13 protein-coding genes are annotated in these 13,774 nt (G+C 34.0%); 1 reads left to right on the top strand and 12 read right to left on the bottom strand.

Features of this window, described 5'->3' with window-relative positions; genetic code table 11:
• Positions 1-53: 53 nt before the first annotated feature.
• Together bsdcttw_RS03320 and bsdcttw_RS03315 are read right to left on the bottom strand one after the other, a co-directional pair.
• Positions 54-1,025, bottom strand: coding sequence for an alpha/beta fold hydrolase (locus bsdcttw_RS03320; RefSeq protein ID WP_185258001.1), 972 nt, complete (start codon positions 1,023-1,025; stop codon positions 54-56).
• A 16-nt stretch (positions 1,026-1,041) separates the two neighbouring features.
• Positions 1,042-1,809, bottom strand: coding sequence for a hypothetical protein (locus bsdcttw_RS03315; RefSeq protein WP_185258000.1), 768 nt, complete (start codon positions 1,807-1,809; stop codon positions 1,042-1,044).
• 200 nt (positions 1,810-2,009) lie between these two features.
• Between bsdcttw_RS03315 and bsdcttw_RS03310 the strand changes: the two genes are divergently transcribed.
• Positions 2,010-2,531 carry a TetR/AcrR family transcriptional regulator gene (locus bsdcttw_RS03310; protein WP_185257999.1) on the top strand — a complete coding sequence of 174 codons (522 nt, stop codon included), beginning with the start codon at positions 2,010-2,012 and terminating at the stop codon, positions 2,529-2,531.
• Between the two features lie 49 nt (positions 2,532-2,580).
• Here the strand turns inward: bsdcttw_RS03310 and bsdcttw_RS03305 are convergent, their stop codons facing one another.
• The 10 genes from bsdcttw_RS03305 to bsdcttw_RS03260 all read right to left on the bottom strand — a co-directional run bounded on the left by bsdcttw_RS03305 (position 2,581) and on the right by bsdcttw_RS03260 (position 13,772).
• On the bottom strand, positions 2,581-2,844 hold the full coding sequence (locus bsdcttw_RS03305) for an excisionase (RefSeq protein ID WP_185257998.1): 264 nt from the start codon (positions 2,842-2,844) through the stop codon (positions 2,581-2,583).
• A gap of 250 nt (positions 2,845-3,094) precedes the next feature.
• Positions 3,095-3,433: a hypothetical protein gene (locus bsdcttw_RS03300; RefSeq protein ID WP_225903780.1), complete on the bottom strand. Its 339-nt coding sequence runs from the start codon at positions 3,431-3,433 to the stop codon at positions 3,095-3,097.
• A gap of 469 nt (positions 3,434-3,902) precedes the next feature.
• Entirely contained in the window at positions 3,903-4,106 is a 204-nt protein-coding gene (locus bsdcttw_RS03295) for a hypothetical protein (protein ID WP_185257997.1), read from the bottom strand.
• Positions 4,107-4,129: 23 nt separating this feature from the next.
• Entirely contained in the window at positions 4,130-6,415 is a 2,286-nt protein-coding gene (locus tag bsdcttw_RS03290; RefSeq protein ID WP_185257996.1) for a hypothetical protein, read from the bottom strand.
• A 298-nt stretch (positions 6,416-6,713) separates the two neighbouring features.
• Positions 6,714-7,088 (bottom strand): hypothetical protein, encoded by a 375-nt coding sequence (locus tag bsdcttw_RS03285; protein WP_185257995.1) that lies wholly within the window; start codon positions 7,086-7,088, stop codon positions 6,714-6,716.
• Between the two features lie 59 nt (positions 7,089-7,147).
• Positions 7,148-7,318, bottom strand: a complete 171-nt coding sequence (locus bsdcttw_RS03280; RefSeq protein ID WP_185257994.1) for a hypothetical protein — start codon at positions 7,316-7,318, stop codon at positions 7,148-7,150.
• A gap of 393 nt (positions 7,319-7,711) precedes the next feature.
• Positions 7,712-8,377, bottom strand: a complete 666-nt coding sequence (locus bsdcttw_RS03275; protein ID WP_207726486.1) for a hypothetical protein — start codon at positions 8,375-8,377, stop codon at positions 7,712-7,714.
• Between the two features lie 681 nt (positions 8,378-9,058).
• On the bottom strand, positions 9,059-11,365 hold the full coding sequence (locus bsdcttw_RS03270; protein WP_185257992.1) for a DGQHR domain-containing protein: 2,307 nt from the start codon (positions 11,363-11,365) through the stop codon (positions 9,059-9,061).
• Between the two features lie 11 nt (positions 11,366-11,376).
• Positions 11,377-12,180 carry a DNA adenine methylase gene (locus bsdcttw_RS03265; RefSeq protein ID WP_225903779.1) on the bottom strand — a complete coding sequence of 268 codons (804 nt, stop codon included), beginning with the start codon at positions 12,178-12,180 and terminating at the stop codon, positions 11,377-11,379.
• Positions 12,180-13,772 carry an NERD domain-containing protein gene (locus bsdcttw_RS03260; protein WP_185257990.1) on the bottom strand — a complete coding sequence of 531 codons (1,593 nt, stop codon included), beginning with the start codon at positions 13,770-13,772 and terminating at the stop codon, positions 12,180-12,182. Before bsdcttw_RS03260 ends, bsdcttw_RS03265 begins: the two co-directional genes overlap by 1 nt.
• Between the last annotated feature and the right edge of the window lie 2 nt (positions 13,773-13,774).

Here is a 13,774-nt window from a genome sequence, read left to right as displayed (position 1 = left end):
CGAATAAACGGATACATGCGATACAAAATCCAGTTAAACTTTATTCTTTATTCTTACTCAATAAAGCTTACAATTGCATTAGTAACTACATCCGGACATTCTTGCTGGGGGAAATGTCCTGCCCCCTTTACGATTTGCAATTTTGCATCAGGAAAGGCTTCATTTAAACCTTTTAAAGAGTCTATAGGTTGAAGCGGGTCACTCTCAGCCTGCAATAATAGAACCGGCATTGTCATCTTCGCAAAATTTTCCTTTTTATTTTGGATAATTTCATCAATATTCTCTTCACTGATATCAAGCCCAATATAGTACTGTTGAACTGCTCCAGCAGTTCCTTTCCTGCTGAATTCACCAATGGCATGATCAATAGCTTCCTTGGGTACTTCCTGTACTGTTAGCTTGCTATATGCTTTTTGAACTAAAAGCCGTGCTTTACTTAATAATTTCACCCCTTCCTTCGGATCTCTAAGTTTAACCAATTGCTTGGTTCTACCTAAATCCACTTCTAATCCGGCACCCTCAATGCGAACATATTTTAGCACTTTCTCTGTGTTTGTGGCTGCAATTACATCGGTTATTGCAGTTCCCCAATCATGACCGACTAGGTAATATGATTTAATACCAATCACGTCAAACAGTTTTGCTGTTTGTTGTGCTATCTCTGCTTCTGTATTCATTCCATCTATTTTTTTATCTGATTGTCCAAACCCTTTCATATCTATTGCTATAACATGATAATCATCCGCCAGAGCCAAAATTTGATTTAGCCAACCATACCATGAATCGGGTACGCCATGAACAAAGACAATCGTTTCTTTTGTAGAATCACCCGCTTCTATATAATGCCATTTTAATCCTGCTGCCTCGGCAAAATGATGAGTTATAGTAATATCATTTATTTTTTCTGTTTCTCCTTCAACATTTTCCTTATTCGGCTTACCTTTTGCCCACATGCTAAACCCAATATAACTTAAACTGCCTACAAGGGCGATAGAAATAACTAGAATTATCAATATTCTCTTCAACCTTTCCTCCCCCTTATTAATTATTAATTTTTTGATAGGAACTCCCTAAATCATCATTAATTACAAAGGCCTTACCATTCGCCTTCAAAATCGAATCCTCTTTTAAAATTCTGGCGCTATACTTCCACCCTTCAGGTAATTTAAGCCTTGATCCAAGAGTTTCAAGATCATCAATTGTTAGTGTTGGATCTATCTGCTGTGAATAAGACTGCATTCTATATACAGATCCATCCGGAGCTGTTAGCTCATAGACCATGTTGCCTTTCCAGTATTCATATGTTGTCGATCGGTTTACAACATTTTCTTTATATGTCTTACCACCGACTGTACCGCTGAATATATTCGAATGCAGAACAGCACGTTGAGTCATCTCGATTCCTCCGAAATCAGCCACTTTCCCTTCAGCAGTTTGACCCGCACCAACGATTTCATTTAACACCCAATATCTCGGACCATTTAATATTACTTTCTTTGCACCATATGTTTTTGCCATTTCATCAGCATCCAGCTTATCCCACAGTTCCTGAGGCAACTCATTAGAGCCCATGGTATTATAGACTTCTACATACAGCTTTGCACCTTTACAAAAAACCGGAATTATTTCTCCATAGCGTAAATCTCTTTTGTCTTTAACATCATCCATATATTGGGATTTCTTTACTTCCGGAATGCGATTTGCGAACTCATTCATATTGCCGCCAAACAGATATAGTAGCACGCCTGCAGCAATTAAAACTATAATAACTAAACCAATTAAAACTTTCTTCGTTAAGATATTTTTCATAATAACCTCTTTCCTGAATATCCAATTTTCGATTGGATATTCATTAATCTGTAGTTGAAAAAACATCTCATTATTTTTTCAACCTATCATCCTTTTTAGTTAAATGATACATTGTATCATTTGTACATGTATTATATAATGGACTTAATGATTAATCAATCCGATATCATTAACTGATACGAACGCGAGGAATATGCATCATGAAAAGAATAAAACAAATAAACGAATCAAAGGAACTGATCTTTGAGGCGTATATGCAATTATTAAAAGAAAAGAAAGAGGAAGATATTACTTTAACTGAGATAGCTGAAACTGCCGGAGTTGGCCGAATGACAATCTACCGGCACTTTAAAGAAAAAGAAGATATCCTTCTCTACAAAGTTCAGCAGTATTATGAAGTTGCAAGACTCCAACTTCAAGATAAAAAGCTCTCTCTGCTTGCGCTCATGGAATTCAGATATGAGCTAATTTATAAATCACCAAATATCGAACACTTTTATAAAACAAATAAGTTACAAGCATTGTTTGATGCTTTTCGAACTATTTATTCTTCCGATATAATGACCGTGCTTCCTTCATCAATTGATGCCTATACAGCTGCCTTTATCATCTCAGGCATGGATGCCATTACCAATTTATGGATTCAAAACGGCAGAGTGGAACCTCCAAAGCAAATGGCACAGCTAACAGCTCAAAATATTGAAAAGCATCTGTCAAAATAGATATGGTATTAAATACAATATACCAGTTTATGTACAACTAATTCTTTGATTAACAATACAACTTACCCATATCAGGGATGAATTTTCTTGCCATTCCCTCATACTCTCCCGGAATACGAAACTGCTCTAAGTATGCTTCAAAAATATCTGTATTAACCAGCACCTTATTTCCCATCTTATAGGTAGCTCCTGCTGACTTTGCATGTTCCATTACTCTTGTAATTCCCATGCTGTAAAGTTCTGCTGCTTCCTTATAGGTAATAAATCTCTTTTTTACTGCCGGATCTGCCAAGTTCACTTTCTTTTCAGCCATAGTATTTTTCTCCCTTCTACAGATTAGAAAACCTACCGGTTCTTTTATAATGTATTTGGGTTGAAAAAATTCTGATTGCTAAATTCAAATTATAAAAATTATATATGCACCCTAAAAAGAAATTATAATTCTAAATATGTAGATCTAATAAATAGCCTTTATTATTGTCATCATTTTATTAAATGTTGTTTCACAACTTTTTGGACAATGCTCTAATGATGCAGAAAAAAGTTTTATGATTCTCACGTATTTATTCATCAATATTAAGCGAGATTCTAATTTCTCCCTCTGTATTATTGCCTGTAACATATACAAACAAAACATATAACAAATCACATAATTTTTCATAAATTCCTTTAGATGTGATTTCCAATTTCAAGAAAGAATATATCTTCGTATTGTTATCAGACATCCTCTCAAGATACTTATATAGTTCCTGCATTTTCGGATTATTTAATGATAGGTACTTGTCTGTTATCATTGAATCATTCAAATTACGCAATCTCATAATTCCAAGAATGAATTCCAAACAATACTTTACGTTTTCCATATCTTCCTTTAATACTCTCTCTCCTCTTGAACGATACAATGCACCACCTATGCAATCGACAGCTTTAGGGAAGTAGTTATTTAACAATAAATCCAAATCAACATTATAAACAAACTGCTCGTTATCTCGTTCTGGGGAACGTGATTTAAACAGCTGCCTCCGCAAGTAGTTACTATAGCCGTTGATCCATCGGCTAATGAAGTAGCGTTTCCGAAAGTACCGAAGTCCGTACCGCTACTGCACACCTTCTTTGCTGATCACATCAGTCTGATAAACGTACTGATGTTCTGGTATTAATATACCATCATAAAAAGATTTTTGCAATAGAAACCGAACATATGTACGCATTTCTAATTCCAACTTTCTGTTTATAGTAAATGTCACTTTAAAAATGACAGGATAAAAGTAAAAGCCAGAACAAATCAAAGTTAAATACTAAATTACTTAACTTTAATTTGCCCTGGCTAAGTGGTGGCTTAAATGCCCCTGTGCTCAAGTAGCATCAATATTAACTTGCAAACTTCTTTGCAGAAGCTTTGTATGCAGTCTTGTTGTCAAAATCCCATAAGACTATTCTTTTGCAAACACTGCAACCACTAGACTGCATTCCCGTAGTTCCATAAATGTATGCTTTCCCCTTTCCACAATACGGACATTCAATAATGCCTGTGGATTCGAGATCGTTTAAATTAACGCTAAAATCTGTCTGCATTTCATAGCCTCCTTATAACACTCCTATAGCCTAACTTGTATAGAGAATTGAGCTTGTCTCTTAAAAAATTCCAACGTCCTAATCCACGCAATATGAAAAACAATTTTCAAAGCATGCGCTCCTTTTATGCCCTCTTGTTCAAGACAACTCTTGTAAAGGCGCTGAAGATTATGTTTACGATCATCTGTCATCGAGAGATTAAGATCTGTTCTAAGGGCTGTATCATAACGCATATCTAACATTTTTTTCATAAGTGCACGGTACTCCGTTACCAATACAATTTGAGCAACTTCTCCCACCTCAAGCAGGTATCTTCGCTTCATTTCTTCTGCATTTTCATCGAATTTCTTTTCAAATTCGCTTTTGATTTCATCTCTGTTCAATTCATCGGCGATAGCATCTTTAATTTTAAATGAAGGATATAATACATCAAAACCCAGATTATTCCAACATAATTCTTCAATTGCCTTCTGGAGCGTATTCCATCTCATTTTGCTATATGCCATTGGTATCATATAAGGAATGCTATTAAGATATTGCTGATATACATTTCCTGCAACATTATTGCTCTGGATAATATCCATAAAATCAACATCATCGTAAAGACAATTACTCACACCAATATTCAATCTTTCGTTTATGACTTGTTCCAAAACAGCTGGACAAGCATACTCTTTTGCAAATTCATACTCTTCTGCAAGCTTATTTGTCTTATCACATATAATATAATTTTTACCGATAATAGAATTCAATGTAACACTATCTGACTCGACATATATCTGTCTTGTTTCATCAATAAAATCACTGAAAGACTCTTCTGTTACATCTCCCTTCTCTATATAATTATCAGAAAGATATGTGGCAAGAACTTCATCCAACCTACCTGCAACAATATATGTAGAGTGACCATAACCTTGTGCGTTAAGCTTTTTAACAACATCGAGCATATAGTCATCCTTGTTATTGAGTTTTGTATGATACATAATAATATCAGGTTTTCTAGTTTGAACTGATCCTTGAACTCTGTTAAACACAACTTCATTAATTCTTGCTGCATCTTTTTGTCCTTGGTTAATACCTACACTGTCTGAAAGAATAATTTCCCTGTCATATGCCATTTTGGTAGTCTTTAAGTAAAACTCTGCATTCTTTACAAGCGGTTCAATCATGTAAAAGTCACCTTTTCTCTGTTTACTCTTATTTCCGAAAACATGACTTAGATACAAAAGCGTTTCTTCTCTTTCCGATTGTCCGCAATAACTAATATACTCTCCAACAACCGAATTTTGAGAATACTGCTCGTTATATTTATGCAAATCCAACATTAGTTCATTATATATCTTTTGAACAATCTCAGCATTATCATAATTACTAATCATTGAATTTATCTCATCACTGCTGATATCAAACTGTTCATCACCATAATCACGAATAAGCTGCTTTATTATAAAATCACTATCATCCCTTGACATCTTATCAATCGATTTGCTACTTCCATAAAAGTCCATCAAAGCATTTTTTGTCAAGGTCTCAATAGCGGCAGCTAATTCATTGTTAATTATTCTCGTTCCCAACCCAAAGGTTTTATCATAGTTCATTTCCAATCTCTTTTCTACAGCATTTCTGCATTTCGAACATAGCTCCTTTAGGTCTACTATTTCTTTACAGTTTTCCTTGATTGTAACAATATACTCTTCAACAGCCTCCACGATTAGTGCTTTTATGCTGTAAATTACTTCTTCTTCATCTTTAAGCTTTGTTACAACCTTAAAATCACATCCATCATCTATTTCTACCGATAATGAATTAAAATGATAGACAATTGAACAAGCTGTAGTTTCCCTTAGACTTGTCAAAGCAGGAACAAAATTCTTTAATGCCTGCTTAGAGAGCACTGCACACAAGATAAATCTGGTTTTTCCCGAACCAGTACAACCAACATTAAGAATTTCCAGAGGATTTTCTTCAATCTTGATTTGGTTAAATTCCTCACTGTTAATAAACTTATTGTACTCATCCGGAAACAACATTTTAACAACTATCTCAATTGATGTATTCTGATACTTTAAAACCGAGCCATGATAGCCGCATCGTTCTGCATCAGTATTTATGGCATACATCTTTTCAAGATTTGCGATACTCATATCAGAATTTAGTAAGTCTTCTACCTCTGTGCAAATCTTTCTAGCTGCCATAACGGTAGTATTTTTCTCATTACCAATTGTAACCTTATTCTGCTTCCCATCCTTGGTATATGAGATTTTATATGACCCTCCATCAAGAATCATATTCAGTTTATATTCCGTCACTCTTCAATCCTCCGCTTCTTTTTTTAATATTCAAGAATTTTTCTGATGTTTTATTCTTATATTAGTTTATCATACGCAAATGTTCCCGTCAAGTGTTCAAGAATTATTTATTCTTTTTATTCCTGTTTTTTTCTATCTCATTGTAACGTCACGTCTAATTAGGAATTATTTTAAATAAGCATTCTTTCTCGTCGCCACATTATGCTTTGTTTGGCAACCACCTCTTCTTTTCATAACATTAAAAATGCACCCACAAAAACTGTAAGTGCATTCCCGTACTTCCATATTTCAATATCCACTACTCCGTCTTCAAATACATCTGAATACCACCATACACAACCGCCAAGTTAATATTCTCCACTTCCTCCGGTGTTACATAAACAGTAAAGGATGTTTCGATTTCTTTTGGCTCTCCAACTTTCTTTCCAGCATTATCATATACTTCTGCCACATACACATTCTCTGCCATAAGTGTCAGTAATTCTGTTGCAGGATCAAGGGCATAAACATTTACTATATCGCCACGTCTTAAGCTGCCATTTACACCACCATCAAAGGACTCTGCTGCAAAGGAAGTCACTTCATAACCACCCTTATACTTATCCATAACTTCATCCTGCTTTGCAATGTCATCCTTTAATACCATCTGGGATTTTCCCATAGTATTTTCCACATAGAATCCTTCCTTTGGAAGATCTTTAAGAGAGCGATAAGCTGATTCAGGAACAGCAGTTAATTAAGTACCCCTTCCGCTGCTTTCTTTGTATGTTCCTTTGCAGTAGTAACACCTTTCCCATTTTCTTTGAGGTACTTACAAACATCATCTCTTGGCATGCTACCACTAGCCAAATAGAAATAGATCATCCAATACGTGCTCAGACTGTCGAAGATTTTCACATCCATTTTTTCATCTCCCTTCTGATTGAATCTTCTACATTGTATTTGGGTTGAAATAATACTGATTGCTAAAAACAAGCAAAAAAAAGACTCCGAAGCACCTAACCTGCTTCAAAGCCTTTATTTATGCGCCTTCCGACCAATCCGTCCATACAGACGGAATATCCGACCAGCCTTTTATTCACTTTACAATTTATCTACCTATTAACATTATTCAGAAACATATAATCCGACTATTGAAAATCCAGTAAAATCAATACCTGCAGCACATCCGTCCTAAAGCCGACCAATCCGATACCTAGAGATAAAAAAGGATAACGGGATACGCCTAAAGTTGCATAAACTTTACTCCAGAATTCCGTACTCCTATGTCGTCCGCGTTAGGGATACCCTAACGATTTATCTACTTTCTAAAAACTCTTTTGATATAGCATCAATCTTATTAATTATTTCTTTTGCTCCTTCTAGACTGTCATATGCATGATTTTCTCGTATATAACTCATAAAATCGGCAGTTTCATTATATTCATATTTTCTTAATCGTTGCTCTAAATTAGGTCCATAAAAACTTTTATAAAAAGATATAAATGTACTCGGTTGCTTCACCATTTTAATTAACATAACGATTGTATCCATTTCCTTTAGTGAATAATTAGCTTCCACTAATAACTTTTGACTTTCATATTCTCCTAATCCACCACCGATATAATGATATTTTTCATCGCATATCTTAACAAAATTTTCATTTTGCATATCAAAACAAAATTTAGTTAATACATCCCCATACATATAGCATTTAGCAATATTATCTTCATTTACAAATGATAAAAATTTTTCATCATCCTCTGCTATTGTAACCTCACCTGCAATATATTGAATATACACAGGCTCTGCACTTCTACCACTTTGAGATTGACTAAACTTCCAATATGTATGTTCATTCTTCGCTAATTCCCCTAATGTTGTTGCAATCGTCTCATGCTTTTCTTCATTTCTTTGTTCTTCACCTTTAAAAGTTCTAGTGCTTGTGCTTGTTTTCCTTTTTATCCAATCAAATAGTCTCATCATTGCCTCTTTCATCTTAATATGCATTTTACCAGTTTTACTTTCATGTTAGTCTGTTAGATATATAATATTACATTTCAAAAAATAATTCAAAAAGTTGCTTCTGGTCCAGTGGACCAAAAGTCAATCTTCTCTATATGTTGACAGCATGAACCCACAGCTATGCTGATAGACATAAAGAAAGGCTCTGATTCCCACCTAAATAGAGACCAGAGCCTTCCGCTCTTGGGATAGCTTAGCACAGCTGTCCCTACTGTAAACATATTAATCAAAGCCACTGAGTGTAATTTCTACACCCAATGGCTTTATCTATTGATATTACTAAATTTACCGTCATTCTTTTTTACCATAGTAAATGGTAGATAGTAAGTATTACGACTAAATCAGCCACAAAGTTTCTCCTAGCTCAATCTATTATTGTTTCAATTTGAAGTTCAATTAAAACAAGCTCATTTGGCCATTCATTATTTTATAGTATATATGTTCAATACGCTCATTTCCTTCATGAGTCATAATCGCATGATTAGAAAGATTCTGATCTTTAATTACCAACTTAATCACATTATTATAGCAATAATAACATCGCTCTTATTGATATCCGATAAACATATAAGCTGTACGTTAAAATGCTTTGTAAAAATTATTAATATCGCCTCTCATGATGATATTCACATTGAAACATCATAAAACCAATAATCCTGTCAACCAGTCATAAATACTTTTAACATATTGGTACTCTGTTGCTGGTACACTATATTTGTTAAAACTCAATTTATTCTGTATTGTGTTGATTTTTGAAATCCATGCAGTTTTTGCTTCTTTACCTCCTATAATGCTCTGCTCTTCTGGTCTTACAAAAATAAATTCAAAGATTGTAGACCAAAGTTTACCACTTATAATTATTTGCTTACAATCATCCAATGTAACGAAACTCCATGGTGAGATCTCATCCCCCTCTTCATTATTGGTTATGCTCTCATAGATTTTTTCATCAGCAATTGTTTTTGCCTTGGTATATACTGACTTAGGCAGACCTTTTACTAACCAATTTGTTCCATAAAAATCCTCAAGTTTTTCTGAAATTAAAACTTTTGTTCTTCTCTCTATCTCAAAAATCATTTCCTTTGTATCATCATTATATATTTGCGTTTCATTTATCCAAAATTCTTCAAGACCTTCAGGCGTAAAACCGGGACGCGCATCTGCAATAGCTTTTTGATATGCTCTCCAAAATCTAGTATCTGCACCACCTCCGAAATATCCTCGTAAATCCTTCCTTTGTTCTGAAGTAAGATTATTAATGTATTCTGTCAATGGTGATAAGTAGTATCTGATAATATCAAACATTTCTTCTACGGATTGTGTCTTAGGATTGATTTCTCTTTTAGAAACAAGCATACTAACCACATCATTTATAACTCTAATTATTGCTTGAATTCCTCGATTCATAGTGAGCATCCCACTATCTCTGTCACCTTTTTCCCATTCCTCCGTACAAGCATCTCTGATATAAAGAAGACAATATTCTATAAATGGATAAAACAAATCACATGTTTCTTGATTACTTCCATAATCAAATGTACCCTCTTTCACAATCTCATTTTTCTTTCCAAACATAGTGAAGAAGCTACTTTTTTTTAAAGCCACTTGAATTGCTTCCACAGTTATGCACTTAGTTGGAGAAGATTCATTTTCACCAATTACAATTCTCGAATATAGCGGTGAAGTAGGCTCATCTCCTAGCATCTGGGCTATTTTAGATCTCAACGCCTGCCTTTGCTCATTATAGTCAGGTGATTCCCATAGCATATCAGCATTAAGTGTTACACGTAATGTTTTCGGAACAGCTTTCTGGTTCTCATTGATATCCATGAACATTTTGATTTGTTCACTTCTCTCAAGATCCACAAAAGCTACAACAGGTATAGAGTTTGTATTTGCATATTTAGAATTAGAATATCCATATAATCTGTGTTGCCCATCAATTATATAAGCGGATCTATACTTTTTAGGAATATGTAGAATACCAATCTTAGATATAGAATTATCCAATTTAGGTTGAGCCGAATCAAATTGCAGTACTTTACCCCCTGTATCAATACTAATAATAATAGAATTTGGAAAATAACCGCCTTCATTTATATATTCACGAACCTCTTGCAATCTTTTCTTTTTAATCAGGCGTTGATACGTCGGCATCATACTTTGATTGGCTTCATTTCTATGAAGTACATAACCGATTTTTAATAGTTTCTCTGGTTCAATTGAAAATGAATAATATATATACCCACCCATTCTACCTTGAATTGCCGGAATTCTATTATCCATGTTTTTTATCTCTTGATTAGCAAACAAACTTCCGAGCAACTGATATCGCGCTGATGTTCCAATATGTTTTATTAGTTCTACATAGTAATCAACAGTCGAATTATTAAAAAAGATAATTCCAGCTTTTTCTAATGCCATTAAATCTTTTCTATTCATTATATAATTATATGAAGCCCATATAAACTTAACTTTTCTTCCTGGATACTGTTTTACTGCTTCCCTTCGCAGACCTTCTAGTTTATTACTTAACTCCTGTATTTGTTCATCAAAGTTTGCTTCCTGTAACTCTTCAGATGCTTTACATTCTACCAATAAAATCGTCTCATCATCTACGGCAAATACATCAATATGTCGCATCTTATTGGGATCATGAAAGTCGTACGACATTTCAAACTCCCTACTCCCATTCATTTCAAGAAAACCCATATTTGCAAGCATTACCCATATACGATCTTCAAATTGCTCTTCTATATTCTTATTTTTCTTTAACCCTACATACTTATTGTTCTCATATTCTCTAACCTTTTCCCAGCCCTCATCAACCAATAGAGGTAATAACTCTGACTTTTCCTTTTTTAATACAAAAGTCTTATTTCTAAGATTTCTTTTCTTAATCAGTTCTTGTCCTATTATTATATCTTCCCATTTAGTATTTGCCATAATTCAATCCTCTACTTAATGTTTGTAAAAATATATTCCTGAACTTTTCCTCTTGCAGCACTTTTCCCACCGATCAAACTATTGCGTTCCACCGGAATAAGCGTTGCCCCTTCTTTGAAAATCTCCTTTATAGTTTCATGTGCAGCATTTGTTAAAATATAATGAGCCCCTTTTTTGTTAATGTAATCAATGGTTTTTTTTAATCGAATCTGATCATCTAGCGAAAACAGTTGTTGATTATATTTTATGAATCCGTTTTGATTATGCGAAACTGTATATGGTGGATCCAAAAACACCAAATCACCTTTCTTTATTGTATACTTTCGATCAGCAAAATCACCTTGAAATATTTTAACTTTCTTTAATGCTTTACTTGCCTCTTGTATACGCTCATAATCATATTCACAAGTCCTATAACCATATGGTACATTGTACTTTCCATTATTGTTCACTCTATATAAACCATTGTATGAAGTGTGATTTAGATATATAAATCTGGCAGCTTGCTCTACTTTTGTATTGAGTTCTAATGCTCGTATTCGATAATAGTCATCTTCTGTATTATTATATGTACTCATTATCTCTATGACATCATCCGGAACATCTCTGACTTGTATATACGCGTTCACTAATTCATCATTTAAATCCGATAAATACACATGCTTCGGAAGTTCCAGGGCAAAGAAAATAGCGGCGCCACCCAAAAATGGTTCATAATAATTATTTATTTCAATTCCTTCGATCATATTCTTAACATACTCTGTGAGCCAAGATTTTCCTCCTGCCCACCTTAAAAAAGGTGTAAATTGTGGCACTATTCTGTCCTCCAAACAAATTCTAATAAATAATACTTTGCTCTCGTATATGCAATATAATTCACATTGTCATTTGTTGTCTCATCATGAATATAAATAATCATATCAGCCTCTAAACCTTTAAATTCTTCTACTGAAACAACCCTGATACAACCATCCATATATTCTGTACTTCTATTAAACTTCCATTTTGCAATGCCATCCGTATACGAATTCATAAAGTCATTAGTATTATCAGAAATAATCACTATTGATTCAAATTTCAATTCTTCATCATCGAAATACTCCTTAAAGAGCGTTTCAAGTCGATGTGTAAGAGCATTCTTGTCTCGTATGTACTCTGTTATAGGAGTAGGTCCTTCTACAGGATTTGCAATCACATCGGTACCTAAATTGGTATGAGATGATGCCCATGAATATATATTGGCTGTGTTGCGTATATTCTCTCTCAAAAGATATGGTTCTGCTTCGATTCCAAACCCCTCTCCAAAGCTATATTCTCGAAGAATTTGAATATCGTCATAAAATACCCCCAACCGCCCCTCGTCTTGGTTCTTTAGCAGTTTTCGAATAATTTTAGCCCACTCCTCCGTAAAATCTTGTGCTTCATCAACAAATATTGCGTCATATCTACTAAATGATGTCTTAAGATTTCTTATTACTCCTTCATAAAGAGGTGCTTCAAATATTTCAAAGTCTTCTATTATACTCGAAAACATTGTTTCTATATCCAATACATCAACTACATCCCCAATTTGTTTTTTTACCATTGAAGAAAGATATTTCGATGCGCAAATGTACAAAACACTTTTTATGCCTACAGCAGCTTCATATTTTGCCATCTTCATAGAAATCCACGTTTTTCCAGTGCCTGCTCCTCCACACATATAAAACTGTTTTATATTCTTGATAAAATAGATGTAATTATCTTGAACTCTGTTAATTACATCTAATTGTTGCTCTTTATACTTAATCAATGCACCAGCAGCTGCAGAAATTGCAATTCTTTTTCTCAATAGTTCTAAAAAAGCTTTGTGTTGGCTTTCTCTATACACTTTAAAACCATATGATGCGCCACCCCAGATTTTAAACATTCTTTTTATAAAAGAATATATATTATTTATGTCATTGCTGTCTATAGTACATTCTTTGTTTCGATTGCTAAATGTCTCTTTTTCTTCAACAGTGTAAAAAGGGAAAATCACTCCGGCTCCAAATATTCCTTGATAATTGCTATGGTATGTATTGGAAAAGAAATCTTTAAAGTAATACATGCTCTTTTCTGCTTGTTCGTAAGGCGTACAATTCAAACGTCTTTCACCATGTTTATTGTCTTTTACATACCAAACATTGTTTTCAATTCGAATTCCATTTCCGCCTTTTACTTCAAGACATAGATATCCATATTCTGGGCTAGTAATAATAAAATCGGATTCTGATTTAACTAACTTCCCATTTTTATATGTAGACCATTCCACTGAGTAGAATACAGAAAAAGAATCAGGTAATTGATTTTTTAATTCTTGATATACAATCCTTTCCGATTCGGTTGGCATATATTCAGCTATACTTTTTGGATACATAATGGCCATTC

Origin of the sequence: Anaerocolumna chitinilytica (assembly GCF_014218355.1) — a bacterium.
GTDB lineage: Bacteria > Bacillota > Clostridia > Lachnospirales > Lachnospiraceae > Anaerocolumna > Anaerocolumna chitinilytica.
The sequence above is the reverse complement of the archived record's forward strand: the minus strand, read 5'-3'. Positions and strand labels throughout refer to the sequence as shown.

Excerpts from the sequence above, each read along its gene's own strand:
- bsdcttw_RS03295 (WP_185257997.1), bottom strand. The coding sequence starts at position 4,106 with ATGCAGACAGATTTTAGCGTTAATTTAAACGATCTCGAATCCACAGGC.
- bsdcttw_RS03270 (WP_185257992.1), bottom strand. The coding sequence starts at position 11,365 with ATGGCAAATACTAAATGGGAAGATATAATAATAGGACAAGAACTGATT.
- bsdcttw_RS03275 (WP_207726486.1), bottom strand. The coding sequence starts at position 8,377 with ATGAGACTATTTGATTGGATAAAAAGGAAAACAAGCACAAGCACTAGA.
- bsdcttw_RS03260 (WP_185257990.1), bottom strand. The coding sequence starts at position 13,772 with ATGGCCATTATGTATCCAAAAAGTATAGCTGAATATATGCCAACCGAA.
- bsdcttw_RS03280 (WP_185257994.1), bottom strand. The coding sequence starts at position 7,318 with ATGGATGTGAAAATCTTCGACAGTCTGAGCACGTATTGGATGATCTAT.
- bsdcttw_RS03305 (WP_185257998.1), bottom strand. The coding sequence starts at position 2,844 with ATGGCTGAAAAGAAAGTGAACTTGGCAGATCCGGCAGTAAAAAAGAGA.
- bsdcttw_RS03310 (WP_185257999.1), top strand. The coding sequence starts at position 2,010 with ATGAAAAGAATAAAACAAATAAACGAATCAAAGGAACTGATCTTTGAG.
- bsdcttw_RS03315 (WP_185258000.1), bottom strand. The coding sequence starts at position 1,809 with ATGAAAAATATCTTAACGAAGAAAGTTTTAATTGGTTTAGTTATTATA.